The sequence below is a fragment of the Shewanella sp. SM71 genome (assembly GCF_025653905.1).
Classification (GTDB): domain Bacteria; phylum Pseudomonadota; class Gammaproteobacteria; order Enterobacterales; family Shewanellaceae; genus Shewanella; species Shewanella oncorhynchi.
In genome coordinates this window covers 102724-117658 of the sequence record NZ_JAKKRW010000010.1, presented here as the reverse complement: position 1 = coordinate 117658, position 14935 = coordinate 102724, and the positions used below count along the sequence as shown (strand labels likewise).

The window sequence follows — 14935 nt, the reverse complement described above, 5'->3', positions numbered from 1 at the left end:
GCCTATTTTAGATTTACTTCGATATTATGTGCATTTTTATCCGACTTGGGTCGTAGGCACTGACAATTGCGGGTAAATTGGTTACGCTCGTGCGAATAAGGCAATGAGTGTCTTTTTGTATCTCGTTTTTACAACAATAAAGGAAGGGTCGTGCTGTTAAAATCTCTTTTCTGCCTTCACGGGCGTGATTCTCGTCCCCGTTTTGTCGCAATCAGTGTTGGCGTTTACGTCTGTATTGTATTTGCCGCCGCTGCTTTTGGGGCTAATTTTCTGATGTATTTGCTGGCATTGTTGGGTCTACCTTTATTAGGGCTCACCAGTTTGCGTCGTTTGGCCGATGCCGATAAGTCAAAAGGCTTGATTGGCGTATTTCTATTGCCGTTAATAATTTTTATCGGCCTGTTAGCGGCCGGTGTGCATATTGCCTTAATTGGATTGAGTTTAGTGTTAGCCGCGGGACTGACATTTTGGGGCTGGCGCTTTCCTGCACCAACGATAGTGGATTATCGCTACGGTTATTTCGGTCCTGAGCTGGATGCACCAACATCACAGGCAATGCCTAGGCGCCGTGTGGAACCGACTATCGTTCCTAAAACCATCGCACCTAAAACCATCGCACCTAAAACCATCGCACCTAAAACCATAGATCCTAAAATCGTAGATCCTAACACTATAGACCCTAAAGCCATGGCATCTAAAACTGCCATAGATCCTAACATCATTGACCCTAAATCTATTGTTGCTCAAGACGTTGCCGTAAGACAATCGGCAAAATCTACCTCTCATATTCAAGCACAACCTCAAGCTGAAAGGCATGAGCCGCATGTTGAGCAGCTTCATGCCCAAACCATTAGCGCTGAGACTGTGTCTGAGCCAGAGGTCGATTTATCGACCCATGTTGAATCTGTTTTAACATCGCCGAGGGTTGAGCCGAGTGTTAGCGCGGCGGAGGCAGAGCGAGAGGCGTTGCGTCAAGATGAGCTGCGCTTTGATGCGTTAACTCGAATGACGCAGAATCCTGCCGATTTTGTGATACCAGACAGCCATGCAGATTTCCGTCCTGCTAATACTAGCCGCGTTGAACAGACCCACATTGAGTTGGTCGATGTCGATGTGGACAATGTTGATTTGAAACATGTCGACTTTACTGCGGCGCAATTAGATCCTGCCGAGCGTAGTGCTGAACCCGGTTGGCGTTTTACCGCCGAAGAAGATGACGAGCCTGACAGCTTTAACGATAGAGATCATGCCGAAGAAGTGCGTCAGCGCCGCGCCGAAGCAAAAGATTCTGGTTCGATGACTGAGCTATTTCGCGGTTTATTTGAGTTTTTGGCGCCACTAAAGCGTTTCTTGGTGTTGCCTAAGATTAAACTGCCGAAAGTGGAACGCCGTTATTGGCGCCCAGTAGGAATTGGCTGTGGCGTGGTGCTCTTGATTGCCTTGGTGTGGGGACTTTGGCCAAATGGTGATGCAGAAACGGGTGATGGTGCAGAAGTTGTCACGGTTAACGCGATTGCGCCCTATGCGGGTGAGCGGGTGACGCTCGCGTTACCGGACGGTTTTTCTGTGGCGCTGGAGGATGACATCTTGATCATGCGTTGGCTCGGTGAGAAAGGTAAAGCACAAAACCTGTGGTCCTTAGCGACGGCAAAGGGAGATAAAACTTGCAGCGTCTTATCCTTTAACAATGGCACTGACTATCGCCCTGTGACTGTGGATCTGAAAGCGGATTCCGCTTCAGAGGCGCGATTCTCACCACTCGATACTCAGGCCATCATTATTGATCTCGCTCGTCGAGGTAATATTAGCCTGTGTGGTTATAAGTTCAGTCTTAAGGGCAGCCAAGCGATATTGGAACAAAATCGCACCTTTGGCGATTATATTGCTCGTTAAAAAAGTCTGCAGCTAAGTCGATAAAAATTCTGCTTAAATGCTAGTCACAATTAGAGGGGTAGATTACACTTTTGCTCCTCTTTTTCTCAAACCGTACTTTAGGTTGTTTAGGTCGCTGCGGTTTGGGGAAACACCTTTAAATTTGAACTGAATATATCAATCCAGCATGAATACAGAATTGACCTTAGTCATTATGGCTGCGGGGCTAGGTAGTCGTTTTGGCGGCGATAAGCAATTGGCGGCACTCGGCCCCGCGGGTGAACCCATGTTGGTGCTATCAATCATGTCGGCCATTCGCAGTGGTTTTCAGCGTGCTGTGCTGGTGATCCGCCCAGAGTTAGAAAGTGAATTAACTGAGATCCTGACACGATTTTTGCCAGCCGATTTTGAATATCATTTTTGCTATCAAGTCTTAACGGATTTACCCGAAGCGGCGCAGTTGGCGGATCTTAGCCACAGGCTTAAACCTTGGGGCACGGCCCATGCACTCTGGAGTGCGCGCCATCTCGTTAAAGGGCCAATGGCCGTTATCAATGCCGATGATTTTTATGGTGATAGTGCTTTTGCTTCCTTAGCCAAAGGCTTAAGCACGAGGCCAACTGAGTGGATGATGGTGGCCTATCCCATAGAACTCACGTTGTCGGAGTACGGTGGCGTTAACCGTGGTTTGTGTCAGGTTGAAAATGGTCAGCTTAAATCGGTCGCCGAATGGCTCAATATCGCCGAGCAAGCAGGCCACTTAATGGGTGATGGCCCGCAGGGTCATGCTAATTTGCCGGCACAGTCCTTGGTCTCTATGACATGCTGGGGCTTCTCCCCAAACATATTTGATGTTATTAAACGTGAATTAACCGAATTTATCGGGCAACAGGGTCAACAACCTAAGTCTGAATGCTATTTACCCGCCATAGTACAAGCGGGAATTGAGCAAGGTTTGCCTGTGTATGTCGATGTTGCCTGTGAGCCATGGCTTGGTGTGACTTATCCGCAGGACACTGTCTGGGTAAAACAAAAATTAACGGAGTTATTGAGTGATTAAACTCATCAGGCAGTCAGTGTTGCCTCATTTTGGTATTGAATCTGCCGAGGCGAAAATTTCTGCCCTCGGTAATGGCCACATCAATGACACCCTTTTAGTGCGTTGGCCTGCGGGCGAATTGGTATTGCAGCGAATTAACACTGAGGTATTTAAAACACCCAACGCTTTGGTCTGCAATGCCGATAAAATTAGCCATCATTTATGCACTAAGTCATTGCAGCAACAATACGGCCTTAAAGTCGTTAGCCCATGTTTAACCCAAGAGGGTGAGCTGGCTATCGATTTAGGCGAGCAAGGATTTTGGCGCGCGATCAGTTACTTGCCTCATAGTCTCAGCATTGAAGTGGTTAAGTCGGAACAAGAAGCGGAAATGGCGGCCAAGGCCTTTGGTCATTTTGCCTCTGCCTTGAGTGATTTTGATGCGACAGAGCTTGAAGATGTGATCCCTCAGTTTCACCATTTACCGGGACGCATGGCCTTACTAAAGCAGGCCGCTGAACTCGATAGTCAACATCGCTTAGCGCTCTGCCGTCATTGGGTTGATTACGCGTTATCTCAGCAGGCTTTGCTGGATGAACTTGCAGAAATATCGCCAAAGCTGCCGCTACGAATTTGTCATAACGACACTAAAATCAATAACATGCTTTTTGATAAACGTGATATGTCCAGCATGGCGATTATCGATTTAGATACCTGTATGAAAGGTCATCTTATGTATGACTTCGGCGACATGGTACGCACTTTCTGCTCGCCAGAGGAGGAAGACTCTACGGCCTTGGATAAAGTCCAAGTGCGCCAAGACATCTTCGCCGCGATTTGCCGTGGCTACTTGAGCGAGTTGGGTGACGTCTTAACGGAAGATGAAAAACGCAGTCTATGGCTCGGTGCGCGGGTGATTTGTTTGATGATAGGCGTGCGTTTTTTAACGGATTATCTTAACGGTGATGTGTATTTCCATATCCACCGTGAAGGCCATAATCTAGACCGCGCCGCCAACCAGTTTACCTTGTACCAAAGCTTGCTCGACCAAGAGACTGTGCTTAAAGCTAACTTCTAATTCAGCGCTTGGATATCTGTGCATTGGTATCTGTGTACTGAGTCAATGTTAAAGCGTGTAGTCGAAAAACTTACGGCTTTGTGGGCCTGCGCTATTGGTGTTGACCTTGTTGGGGTGTTTATATTCGCCCCAACTTGCTACGTTGCGGCCAACGTTAAGTTTAGGGAAACTCAGTGGCTCGCTTAAACTTAATGCGACATCGCTATTCTCCGCGTTTGCTTCCATTCCCAAAAATTGCAGTAACTGACTTAAGCTTCCTGCATGGCTAACATCGATTGAAATAAAGTCTTCCCGCCCATTAAAGTAAGCGAACACTTCTTGCTGATGCTTTTGATAACAAGCAATTAAGTGCTCACTGCTGGCAGGTTCCGCCACTTTATCTATGGCGAAAGTATGCCTAAAACTGCGCTTTAATATTGGATGGAAGCGGCCCGTTTTTTCATCCAAATGGGGCGCCATTTTCCCAAGTAACATCTGCATCGAAGGCAACCAAGTATTGATATCGCGGTCGAGATAGACAAACACAGCTTCGGGAAATAATAAATCCAACTGTTGATAATCGCTGAAACAAGGCGTGTCAGACACTGCATCGGCCAGCATAAACGCCTGCTTAGTAAAGGCCATGTGTGCCACTTTTAGCCCTTGATCCAACAGCGCCACACTCACACTCGTGGTGCCCGTGCGTGGCAAACCTATGATAAAGACCTTCTGCTTTTTTACCTTTACCTGTTCGTCACTGAGCGCATTCGACTGGACTGGATGCATTGCATCTGGCGTAACAATCGGTGAATTACCAGTAGGTTGAACATTGCCGATACGCTGTGCATTAGCAGTACATTGTACGTGAGTAGAGGTTGGTGAATTGTTGGCGTTATCAGGCATAGGTTAGGCTCAGAATGTGTGTCAGTGGTGCGGTAAAGCCGTAAGTTATCACCTCGGCGTGTCACATTGGCGTGTCAAATCAGCGGCGGCAGTATATCTCAGCGCGAAGGCTTTGTCCGTGGCTATACATATTTGTCGGTGGCTATACATAAAAGTCACGCGCAACGGCAATGCGCCACAGTAAAGGCGGCACTAAATTGTATGATAGCTGCACTGTAGCTGCACAATAATACAAGTGGATGACCGCAAGGCTTAGAAACGAGCTCCCGGATTACCAACAAGGCTCATTTCTCTGCATTGCATAGCCATGTTGGTATTGATGAGGCGATTATTAACGCTATTCGACTCATAATGTGAGGCAAATAGGTTTGTTAATCGCCTCATTATGTGAGTAGAATAGGCTTGTTATTCGACTCATGGGGTAGATATGTGGATTTGGCAGCAAGCCGATTGGCCTAAGTTTCATTGGAACACCAGCAGCATTGATGCCTTGCTGCGTCAGGTCTATTTCAATCAGGGCCAGTTGCTTGGCAAGCAAATGCTAAGTCACGACGATAGCCTATTAACTTCAGACGCTGCACTCGACACCTTACTCGCTAACATTATCCATTCCAGTGCCATTGAAGGTGAAAAGCTCAATGCGGCTTCGGTGCGCTCATCCTTAGCTAAAAAACTCGGCGTGACTGAAGATAAACCGTATCCGACAACAGCGCAAACCGATGGTTTGGCTGACATTATGCTCGATGCCTTAAAAAATTTAGAGACTGAATTAACCCTTGAGCGGATATTAGGTTGGCATAAACAGTTATTTCCCCAGGGTTATACGCTGTTTAACCCTGTTATTGGCGGAGCGCTGCGTGGCGATACACCTATGCAGGTTGTCTCTGGCCGGATTGATAAACCAACAGTGCATTTTGAGGCACCTTCTAGAGCAGCCTTGGATGCTGAACTGTCACAGTTTATCGAATGGTTTAATGCATCACGGCAAGCGCAGGTTTTAGATCCGCTTATCCGCGCGGCGATAACTCACCTTTGGTTTGTGACGCTGCATCCGCTTGATGATGGCAATGGGCGCATCACTCGCCTATTGACCGATTTGGCCTTGGCACAAGCGGAAAAACGCTCGATTCGTTTTTACGCTATGTCGGTCAGTATTCTTGCCCGTCGCCAAACCTACTATGATATTTTAGAGTCCACTCAAAGGGGCGATGTAGATATTACTCCTTGGTTAGTCTGGTTTTTTGAAACCCTCAATGATTGCTTACTCAATGCGATGGCAGATGTGAGCAGAACGCTGTCGAAAACTCAGTATTGGCAAAGTGTCGACCAATCTTTATTGAGTCAAGAGCAAGCCAAAGTACTCAATCGGATGTTAGACGGCGATTTTGAACTAGGGATTAATAGTAGCCAGTATCAAAAAGTCGCGAAGGTGAGTCGCGCCACTGCCACCCGTCATCTTGCGCAAATGGTCGAACAGCGGTTTTTAGTTAAAGCCGACGCCGGCGGCCGAAGTACCAGATACTTATTGCCACTCAGTTTGAAACGATAAGGGTTAGGCATATTATCAAGCACTTGCATTCCAGTGACTCGCAGCAAGTCCATCCCTGGATGCTCAACCGTGACGTCCTGTCACGGATGGTCACTTCCATGCGAGTGCCTAATCCTGTTAGCCTTCGCGCATATCTGTTAGCCAGTAGAACCAATCGCTTAATAGACATTTGAGATAGATACTGGCCCAAAGCCGACGTCGGCGGCCGAAGTACAAGGTACTTATTGCCGAGTGGGAAATAGGGATCAGAATTAAGTTAGTTTTGTTTGCTCAATAATCTCGGGCTGATAAGATGCCTGCCCACAGGCATATCTCATTTTTTGGTATTCGGCTCGTCATGGCTCCCATCCTGTGGGTTGCAAGCTTGCTTCTAGATCGCTGCTCGGCATGCATGGTTAAGAGGTTTTTGATTCGCAAATGAATATTTGGTTTGTTGCAGTCAGTGGCGAATATGCTTTCAATTGAAAACAGATACCTATCAAAAGTGATAGTGCAGTAGCTACAATCGATTACTGAATGTAGGGGATTAACAAGGCTGACTGTGAGTTATGTGTAACGGGCATTGAACACATTGAGCAAACATAAATTGGTTGAGTTGCAGAGTACGAAGATAAAGACAAAGCTGCGTCCCAAAGTCATTCATCAAGAATTTTTAGTAGTGAATAATGAAAAGTAAAACGAATATACATCAACAAGCAGCAGAATTGATCAGGCTAATAGCGGAACCACATGTGCCAGATGGTTCAACGATTGAAGCTGTTGTTGATCAGTGGTTACATGCCATAGCTACCAATAGCGATTTTTACTGTAACCAATCAGTTACTAATTCGAATAAACTGAAATTATCGGTTATTTCAGCACTGCAAGCTAATGATTTATATGTGAATCGAGAATCTTTCTATGAGGCGATTTTCGGTGACTTGAAGCTCAAACCTGCAAAAGAAGTTGTGTTTCGTTTTATTGATCTATTTGCTGGCATTGGTGGCGTAAGGCTAGGTTTTCAGCAGGCAGGGGGGGCATGTGTCTTTTCGTCTGAATATGACAAGGGAGCACAAAATACATACAAAGAGAACCATGGCGAGTTTCCTTTTGGGGATATAACCAAAATAGATGAGAGTTCTATCCCTGATCATGATGTGTTATTGGCCGGTTTCCCATGCCAACCGTTTTCTCATGCTGGAGTATCAGCTAGAAATGCGGTAGGAAAAAAACATGGCTTTTTATGTGATACTCAAGGAACACTATTTTTTGACGTAATGCGTGTCATTGACTCAAAAAAACCTAAAGTAGTATTTCTTGAAAATGTTCGTAATCTAGAGCGACACGATGAAGGTAAAACTTTTAAGACGATTAAAGAAACACTAATAGCTAGTGGATATACTTTTTCATATAGGGTAATTGACTCTAGCTCTATAGTTCCACAGCGTAGAGTAAGATGCTATATGGTAGCAATCCGAAATGACATCGATTGTAAATTTGATTTTCCTGACATACATGGTGAACCTTTACCTCTAAAGAAAATTTTAGAAGATAGGGTTGAGGATATGTACACAATATCAGATAAGCTTTGGCTAGGTCATATAAATAGAACTAAGCGTAACTTAGAAAGAGGTACAGGCTTCACTGCACATACTGCCGATTTAAATAAACCTTCTAACACTATTGTTGCAAGATATGGGAAAGATGGTAAAGAGTGTTTAATACCACAATTTGATAAAAACCCACGAATGTTAACTAAGCGAGAGTGTGCCAGATTACAGGGTTTTCCTGAAGAATTCATTCTTCCAAAATCAAGGACGCCAGCATATAAGCAGTTTGGTAATTCGGTTGTAGTTCCTTTAATTGCCATCCTTGCTGATAAAATTAAAAAGGATATATTATGAATTTTCAAGAGTATTGTGATAAAAACGATAAAGAACAAAAAATTGTTGCTGAAAAAACGCTTGTTCTAACTTATACAAACACAAAAAATGAAGCGTTCAGCATATCTCCAGAGAGCATTAAGGCGTTCTTGTTTTTTATTTTAAATAATTATGATTTAGTTCTGGAACGGTGGTATCAAGTTCCAACTAGAAAAGATGAATTATTTAAATATGAAGAGAAATCATACCGTGAAATTTTTAAATCAGCCGACTCAGATGAACTAAAGACAATATCATCCGCAGGAAGAAGTCAAACTAAAGCATTGACAAAATTAATATCTAAGGTTATTGCATTCTTATCTGGCTTTGACTACGTAGAACCAGAGGTTAATACATTTTTTACGAAGAATGATATTCAAAAGGCTTTAAGTTCATGGAGTAATTTCTTTGTAGATAACTCGATTTCTAATACTGTAGGAAAAACTGAAAATACTAAATTAATGTTCCAAAATTGGATGCGAAATAACGGTTTATCTGAGAGAACTGTAAACTCCTATTCCGGTACAGCTGTAAATCTGTGTAATAAATTTTTACTAGAAATAGGAATGAAAAATAACTCGCTTTATGAACTTAAATCTAGCGAGGTGCTTGACTCTCTACAGAAATTTAAAGAAATACAGGAGTGGGCAGATGCCGATGCATCGGGTAATGCAATGTATAGTGCGGCCTGTAAGAAACTTGCAGAGTTTCTAGTTTCGAACTCTCAAACAGATTCATTTTTGTCCAAGCCATTCCTTCTCCTTGCTGGTATTTCGGGGACAGGTAAAAGCCGTTTTGTACGAAAACAAGCGCAGTATAGTGGCGATGGTAAAACTAATTTTGAGTTAGTATCAGTGCGACCAGACTGGCATGAGCCTAGCGATTTATTGGGCTATATTTCACGTTTAAATAGTGATGGCGCTGAATATGTGGTGACTAACGTCTTAAAGTTTATGGTTAAGGCGTGGTTGAATATCGTTGAGAATGTTGATGCAGATAGCTGGTCACAGAAACCTTTTTCTCAGATTAGTCCATTTTGGCTGTGCCTGGATGAAATGAACCTTGCTCCGGTGGAACAATATTTCGCAGATTATTTATCTGTCATTGAAACTCGGGAATGGAAAGACGGTGAATATAGTTGCGACCCCTTGTTGAAGAAGGATGTATTTGAGCAACTTAAAGAACCTGCACTAACTAAGTTACAACAAGATCTAGGATTAAAAGATCATGATGATCTGTGGAAATATTTTATAAATCATGGTATTGCAATACCATTTAACCTAATTGTAGCCGGTACGGTTAACATGGATGAAACCACTCATGGTTTTTCTCGTAAGGTGATTGATCGTGCCTTAAGCTTCGATTTTGGTGAGTTCTTCCCCAACGCCGTTGAGGAATTTTTTGATGAAACTCTAAAGCCTAAAGCCTTGAGTTATCCATTATTTAGTCACGCTAAATTTGAGCAATTTGAGACAGTAGCCGCTGATAGTGATGCCGTTAAAACTAAAGCATTCTTCAATACCATGAATAGCGTGCTAAAAAATACGCCTTTTGAGTTGGCGTATCGTGCTTTTAATGAGCTGTGTTTAGCGGTAATCAGTTTTGCCCCTAAAGATGATATTGAGTTAGCCGCTGTATTCGATGACTTCTTAATGTGTAAAGTGTTGCCGCGCATCGAAGGGGATGATGACAAGTTAATGGGGAGTGCGGGACAAAATATTTTAGAACAGTTAAGTTCTGTATTGGAATCGCAATTGGCTGTTATCTGGGATCAAGAACGACCGGATTTACTTCGCGAGAAACGTGGTTTTCCTGACGATGTGATTTCAATACCATGTCGTTCGCGTGCAAAGTTAGCCAGGATGAATCAGTTGTTAGCTCGTGGCTTTACTTCTTTTTGGCCTTAAATCGCGCAGTTTATTTTTAGGTGGTAATAAATAATGGCTAAAAATAACCGTGAAACTATCTGTTTTAAGCACTGTGATTTTGAGCTTTACGTTTCTTGTGAAGAGTTAGGTGTCCCAAGAAAAAAGTTAGCTCATACTTATGCTCAACGAGGACTTGCACAACCAGTTGACGAAGAAATTGCTGTTTTGGTTGATGGTAAGCCTGTGCTGATTGATACCGGTGATGAGCTTCGTCGACCGTTCTTTTTTGAAAACCGCCAGTATTGGTTTGAAGTGGCGTTTTCGGATCATGTTGAGCCTGACTCTGCATTGGTTAGCCATAAATATCGTTTAATCGAAGAAAGCTTTACTGTCAGCCCAAGAAGTGGCGTATTACAGGCCATGATCAATTTTGGTAATGATGTAGGTAGATGCGTTTTTAAGATTAACTACACAGTTAGCAGTGTGCGTAAATCCGTGCCAGTGGAATTTACAGTATTGGCGACCAAAATGGTTCAGAGCCAAGATTTAGGTTTGATGAACCAGCAAATTGATACGGTTTATCCTCTGTGGCGCTATGCCATTAGCAGTAAAACAACTCAATCACAGGGACAATCGATAAAGCAGCCCGAGAAGTTTGAGTTGTTTTGGTTAGCTCAATTTGAACGCTTAAAGGATGAGTTTGAACAAGGTTTAAAGCGGATTTTATATGCACCTCACAATCGCTTACAGTCGTTTACGGTGCAGCAAAAATTAGACCGTATAAACAAAAAACTGAACGCTAAACAACAAGAGCATGCTAAGGAGTTAATTGAGTCCAAACGCTTATCGACTCGTATGCGTATTAGTCATCAGCGTTTAAATGTTGATACACCTGAAAACCGCTTTATCAAAATGGTGTTAAAGCGAACTAAAATTAACCTATCACAATTTATTCAAGCATTGGCTAAATTTGACGCCAAAGCATCAGTATCTTTTTGTCAAAGTTTGCAGGATTGGCAAGATCAAATCGGTAAATTTTCAAAACATCAGTTGTGGCAAGAAGTCGGACAGTTTGAAGGACAAAGCTCCGAATCGAAGGTGCTACAGCAAGGAGCTGGATATTCGAAAGTGTATAAAGTTTGGCAGCAACTTAAACATTATCTGAATCAAACAAATGGAGATGCACTGTTATCGATTAAGTCAGTTGCTGATATTTATGAGGTGTGGTGTTTTTTAGAGGTAAAATCGATTATTGAGGCATTAGGCTTTGTTGAAAAAGAGCATAAACTGAGTCGTTTAAAGCAAGTTCAGTTTGAGCGGCAGTTTCGTGATGATGAAATGGCGGCCGCATTTGTCTATTTTCGCCAAAGCGATGGTATGACAATTGAGTTAGCCCATGAGCCATCATTCACACCAAAAGGTGAAGTGAATCGTACTTGGTTGGCAAATCAGCGACCCGATATCGTGTTACGGGTGACACTGTCTAACAATGAGTCATTTTTTATCCTTTTCGATGCTAAATATCGTATCGATACCAAACCTTTGACTCAGCAAGATGGTGTCCCTGAAGATGCTATTAATCAAATGCACCGTTATCGTGACGCGATTATTCATCAGCAAACAATGGCGAATGAAAGGCCGCTAAAAAGCCGTCCTGTAATGGGAGCATTTGCTTTGTATCCTGGTTTTTTCGACCAAACTACTCAGCAAAATCCTTACGATGAGGCTATTAAAGAGATTGGTATTGGTGCATTTGCTTTATTACCATCTGCGGAATCATCAAATTCGCACAATCAATGGTTGCTAAGCTACTTAACGAATAAGTTAGGTGTCAAAGCAAGTTACCCGGATCCTCGATCAAATGATTATTACTTTGTTGAGGACTCAGCACGGATAGCGCCATATGGCGGCAATTTGGTTCGTCACTATGGGTTGACAATGGTGGCGCCGATAAATGAGATTGGACGTGATGCTAGCTATTTAACGCAGGCAAATACAGGTAAATTGTTGGGCTACCATACTCAGCTTTTGGCGACTAATCGGCAGAATGTTCATCGCAATATTGTGCGTGAAGTTCGCTACCTGTTACTGACAGTACGTGTTAATCCATCAGACCCAAATCAATTGGGTAAATTTCTATATCGTGTTGCGAATGTAAAGTTACTACCAAGGCATGATATTGATCGGCAGTTAACTGGAAAGCTCAGTAATGACAATCACCATTATTGGGTGTTTGATTTTGTTGGTGAGCCTGAAGTGTTAACAACGCCAATCGTAAAACCGTATTCTGAAAACTTTCAATTTAAGCTTACTAAAGCAGAGTATTTGCAACAAATTAGCCACTGGGATGATGTGAAAGAAGCTTATCAGCTCTATACCGACCTAGACTTGAATTGGTAATACATTGGCATTCAGTTGCAGTTTTATCTGCTCTAGATAATCAATCAGTTCACTGGGTTGTTCGAATTCAAGCTGCAGTGTTGGCTGAGAAGCGGTACGGATTTCTGGGTGTAGATTGTCGCCGTCATTTACGGCCGAAATGATGGTGTAGCGGGGATAATCTTCTTCGCGACAAATGGGGTCGGCATAGTCTACCCAAAGAATAAAGTAGTCGCTTTTTTGTTTGAAATAAAAGCTGGGGCACATGTCATTTTGGTAGCTTTTATCAATGAGAAATGGGTATAAGCTTAGGTCGAAACCAAGATCAAATTCATAGCCAAATGTTTGATGATAAGCGCTCATATTTCTGCCTTAAATAGTCAGCTAGACTGACTATTATTATAGTTTGGCAGGCTATTTAATGTGCTGTTTTATTTGGCTTAAGTCCGTTTTAAGTTAGTTTTTTTTAGCTTTGTGGTTGTATTCGTTATAACCCTTTTTTAAAGCTGTTTTTATCGTTAACCCTATCTAATCATTGCCCAATCTCTTTACTAACAACTCCATCAAAAACGCTATCAATACACTCACCTTAGTCGGCAAATGTTTTCGCTGTGGATAAACCGCATAAATGCCATGTTCGGGGAGGGGATGATCTGTGAGCAAAGCTTGTAGGCGGCCTGCTTGTAAGTCGGCGTCGATCATGAAACGGGGCAGGTTGGCTATGCCTACACCATCGAGTGTGGCTTGGTGGATGGCATCACTTTTGAGCGCTGTTATAGCAGTCGCCTTACCCTATGATCTAACCCGTTCAGGATGCTGTGCTGGATATGTGGGGGGAAATCATCTGGCAGTTGCGCTTGTATCCGTTGGATAACCATAGGCGTTTTTTCAACAAACTCCTCAAGAAGCTCGTTCATGGCTTGTTGACTAAAGCCGACTCGATTTGCCGTAGCGAGAAAATGGCGGGGAAAGATTTGTTCAATCTGGTATTTTTTCCCTTTAGTGGCTGTCAGTCCCATGGCCAGTTTCGCATCGCGGATGTTAAGTCCTGTACCACCCAGCACTGGATAAACGGAGATGATGTCGTAGAGTGGGGTAAGCTCGTATTTTCCTTCGGGCCTGATAAATAGCGAAAAGTTTTTAGCGTGGCCGTCTGTCGCCGCCAGTAACCAAAATAACACTTGTGCTTTCATGAAGATGCGCCGATCTCTTTCTGGGGCAAGCGATCCCATCAATACGTACATTATCTCGCTAATGCCTGGTCCGTCTTGGTTCTCGTATTTCCTCGCTGAGGGGATATTGAGGGTTTGGCAAAAATCTTCCTGTGGTAGGCGCATCAGCCAACTATTGTCCGCTGCGTAGCGGCGATCGAAGCGTTCGACAGCGAGCGCCTTGATATTCCCAACCTTAAGGATTTCGCAATCGGGAACTGGTAAACCATATTCTCGAGCAATAGACATGCACAGGTACTCGTTTTCGACACTGTCCGATAGATCTAAGGTGTGGGAATGGGTGACTATCTGGCCGATAGGGAGTTTGATTATGTGACTGGTTGGCGTTGAACCATGGGGTAAACACCACAGACCATCATATTTCAGCAGGGCGGTTTTTTCCTGTGCTCCAGCAACTGAGATCCGAAAATCGTCATATTCTTCGAGCATGCCTAATGGGATCTTGGATTGGTAACCTGCTAAGACCCGTACTAGGGCTGCGTCATCAAGTGGTTCACATTCAATTTTTTTAATGTCTTCGGGTTCAATACCTTGTGGTACCAGTTGCAAGGCTCCGACACTATCTTGGCCGACTTTCGTCAGTAAATCGAATGGTTGGGTTGAACTAGCTTGATAGCGTGCGAGGATACGCTGGCGAATTTCCGGTGAGTCAGGCAGTAAGTTATCAAAGAAGTTATAAACTTCATTGCCCTGATAGTGGCGTTGGCGTAGAGGCATAGACAACGATATGGGGCGATTTCCTGGAATAGTCAGCCAGTCGCTATTGTATTGAAATCGATGGGCTCCTGTCTCTTCTTTAGAGAAAGTACCGACTAGAAAGCCATTCATATAAACGTCAAGTGCTGCCATTACCACTCCTGAGCCCATTGTTTATTGTTAGATGGGCCTGTATCACTGTCACTCGCGTTGCGAGGTTTGAGTTCTATTTCGAGTTCGAGGGCTGATAAGAGTTTGAAAAATGTATCAAGTTTAGTGCTGTCGGGATTCTGTTCGAAGTTGGAAATAGTGCCTTGGCGTAAGCCAATTTTCTCACCAATTTTAGCCTGGGAGAGTCCCTGTGATTGGCGAACATCTTGTATATAAGCGCTAAGCTGTTTGGTTGTGGTGATCTTCATCTTAAATTCCCATTATTTCC

At 43.6% G+C, this 14935-nt stretch carries 11 protein-coding genes and 1 pseudogene; 7 read left to right on the top strand and 5 right to left on the bottom strand.

Annotated features, from left to right (window positions below; translation table 11 throughout):
- Nucleotides 1-150: 150 nt before the first annotated feature.
- From L5L97_RS11785 to L5L97_RS11775, 3 genes are all read left to right on the top strand, one after another.
- On the top strand, nucleotides 151-1893 hold the full coding sequence (locus L5L97_RS11785) for a hypothetical protein (RefSeq protein WP_263182099.1): 1743 nt from the start codon (nucleotides 151-153) through the stop codon (nucleotides 1891-1893).
- A gap of 166 nt (nucleotides 1894-2059) precedes the next feature.
- Nucleotides 2060-2932 (top strand): NTP transferase domain-containing protein, encoded by an 873-nt coding sequence (locus L5L97_RS11780; protein ID WP_263182098.1) that lies wholly within the window; start codon nucleotides 2060-2062, stop codon nucleotides 2930-2932.
- Nucleotides 2925-3989, top strand: a complete 1065-nt coding sequence (locus L5L97_RS11775) for a phosphotransferase enzyme family protein (protein ID WP_263182096.1) — start codon at nucleotides 2925-2927, stop codon at nucleotides 3987-3989. The genes L5L97_RS11780 and L5L97_RS11775 overlap by 8 nt, the downstream gene beginning before the upstream one ends.
- 48 nt (nucleotides 3990-4037) lie before the next feature.
- On the opposite strand, the gene L5L97_RS11770 is transcribed toward L5L97_RS11775, so the two are convergent.
- Nucleotides 4038-4871, bottom strand: a complete 834-nt coding sequence (locus L5L97_RS11770) for a sulfotransferase (RefSeq protein ID WP_263182095.1) — start codon at nucleotides 4869-4871, stop codon at nucleotides 4038-4040.
- A gap of 427 nt (nucleotides 4872-5298) precedes the next feature.
- On the opposite strand from L5L97_RS11770, the gene L5L97_RS11765 reads away from it, so the two are divergent.
- The 4 genes from L5L97_RS11765 (at nucleotide 5299) to L5L97_RS11750 (ending at nucleotide 12589) form a co-directional block, all read left to right on the top strand.
- Complete coding sequence (locus L5L97_RS11765) at nucleotides 5299-6420, top strand: Fic family protein (RefSeq protein WP_263182093.1); 1122 nt, start codon at nucleotides 5299-5301, stop codon at nucleotides 6418-6420.
- A gap of 665 nt (nucleotides 6421-7085) precedes the next feature.
- Nucleotides 7086-8303 carry a DNA cytosine methyltransferase gene (locus L5L97_RS11760; protein WP_263182091.1) on the top strand — a complete coding sequence of 406 codons (1218 nt, stop codon included), beginning with the start codon at nucleotides 7086-7088 and terminating at the stop codon, nucleotides 8301-8303.
- Nucleotides 8300-10228: an McrB family protein gene (locus L5L97_RS11755; RefSeq protein ID WP_263182090.1), complete on the top strand. Its 1929-nt coding sequence runs from the start codon at nucleotides 8300-8302 to the stop codon at nucleotides 10226-10228. Before L5L97_RS11760 ends, L5L97_RS11755 begins: the two co-directional genes overlap by 4 nt.
- A gap of 33 nt (nucleotides 10229-10261) precedes the next feature.
- Complete coding sequence (locus L5L97_RS11750; RefSeq protein ID WP_263168700.1) at nucleotides 10262-12589, top strand: restriction endonuclease-like protein; 2328 nt, start codon at nucleotides 10262-10264, stop codon at nucleotides 12587-12589.
- Here the strand turns inward: L5L97_RS11750 and L5L97_RS11745 are convergent.
- From L5L97_RS11745 to L5L97_RS11730, 4 genes and pseudogenes are all read right to left on the bottom strand, one after another.
- On the bottom strand, nucleotides 12572-12931 hold the full coding sequence (locus tag L5L97_RS11745) for a hypothetical protein (protein WP_263182089.1): 360 nt from the start codon (nucleotides 12929-12931) through the stop codon (nucleotides 12572-12574). The two genes, L5L97_RS11750 and L5L97_RS11745, sit on opposite strands and share 18 nt — an antisense overlap.
- A gap of 165 nt (nucleotides 12932-13096) precedes the next feature.
- Nucleotides 13097-13330, bottom strand: a pseudogene (locus L5L97_RS11740) (LysR substrate-binding domain-containing protein); the annotation flags it as partial.
- Between the two features lie 11 nt (nucleotides 13331-13341).
- Nucleotides 13342-14649, bottom strand: coding sequence for a type II toxin-antitoxin system HipA family toxin (locus L5L97_RS11735; protein WP_173497399.1), 1308 nt, complete (start codon nucleotides 14647-14649; stop codon nucleotides 13342-13344).
- Nucleotides 14649-14915 carry a helix-turn-helix domain-containing protein gene (locus tag L5L97_RS11730; protein ID WP_168826547.1) on the bottom strand — a complete coding sequence of 89 codons (267 nt, stop codon included), beginning with the start codon at nucleotides 14913-14915 and terminating at the stop codon, nucleotides 14649-14651. The genes L5L97_RS11735 and L5L97_RS11730 overlap by 1 nt, the downstream gene beginning before the upstream one ends.
- Nucleotides 14916-14935 lie beyond the last annotated feature (20 nt).

Bases quoted from the DNA above. Each gene is read 5' to 3' on its own strand.
- L5L97_RS11730 (WP_168826547.1), bottom strand. From the start codon at position 14,915: ATGAAGATCACCACAACCAAACAGCTTAGCGCTTATATACAAGATGTT.
- L5L97_RS11765 (WP_263182093.1), top strand. From the start codon at position 5,299: ATGTGGATTTGGCAGCAAGCCGATTGGCCTAAGTTTCATTGGAACACC.
- L5L97_RS11755 (WP_263182090.1), top strand. From the start codon at position 8,300: ATGAATTTTCAAGAGTATTGTGATAAAAACGATAAAGAACAAAAAATT.
- L5L97_RS11770 (WP_263182095.1), bottom strand. From the start codon at position 4,871: ATGCCTGATAACGCCAACAATTCACCAACCTCTACTCACGTACAATGT.
- L5L97_RS11760 (WP_263182091.1), top strand. From the start codon at position 7,086: ATGAAAAGTAAAACGAATATACATCAACAAGCAGCAGAATTGATCAGG.
- L5L97_RS11750 (WP_263168700.1), top strand. From the start codon at position 10,262: ATGGCTAAAAATAACCGTGAAACTATCTGTTTTAAGCACTGTGATTTT.
- L5L97_RS11780 (WP_263182098.1), top strand. From the start codon at position 2,060: ATGAATACAGAATTGACCTTAGTCATTATGGCTGCGGGGCTAGGTAGT.
- L5L97_RS11745 (WP_263182089.1), bottom strand. From the start codon at position 12,931: ATGAGCGCTTATCATCAAACATTTGGCTATGAATTTGATCTTGGTTTC.
- L5L97_RS11735 (WP_173497399.1), bottom strand. From the start codon at position 14,649: ATGGCAGCACTTGACGTTTATATGAATGGCTTTCTAGTCGGTACTTTC.